The organism is Planctomonas deserti, assembly GCF_003067705.1.
Classification (GTDB): domain Bacteria; phylum Actinomycetota; class Actinomycetes; order Actinomycetales; family Microbacteriaceae; genus Planctomonas; species Planctomonas deserti.
Map to the genome: position 1 here is coordinate 1 of NZ_QANL01000159.1, position 560 is coordinate 560.

The following is a 560-nucleotide window of genomic DNA, read 5'->3' on the forward strand; positions in this document are numbered from 1 at the left end:
AATTTGAATAGAAATCTATATTTATATATATAAATATAGATTTTTTTATTCAAACTCGTAGAATCTACGGTTCTACCTTACTTACCTACATCACACACAACTAAAAAAAGCAAATAGATTTTTTGTAATTTCGGGTGAAATAATGAAAAAGAAGTTTATTCTTCTTTTCATTTCAATATTTTATTCTTAAAAAATATTGTTTTTTTAAACAGAAATAAAAAGATGGTGTACAAAGGCAATAGAAGATTTATTTCGTAATGACTGGACTCTGGGACGGAAGGATTCGAACCTCCGAATAGCGGGACCAAAACCCGTTGCCTTACCGCTTGGCTACGCCCCATTTTTATTCAAGACTACTAAAAGAGTAATATTGCTATTGGTTGTTCGTCAATTCAATTTCAGCCCAAATGAAATATAGATTACATTGGTGCTATAGTTTTGACACGTGTAGATAGCAAATCAAACTTACTTTATTGATCATTACATAGAATTCAATTAAGATATTGTATGAAAATATTATTTCTTTCATTCTCATAAGAGAATGAAAGGATTTTTGATTG

At 29.1% G+C, this 560-nt stretch carries 1 tRNA gene; it reads right to left on the bottom strand.

Going from position 1 to position 560, the window contains the following annotated elements:
- Positions 1-268: 268 nt before the first annotated feature.
- Positions 269-340, bottom strand: a tRNA-Gln gene (locus DAI20_RS20055).
- Positions 341-560: the final 220 nt, after the last annotated feature.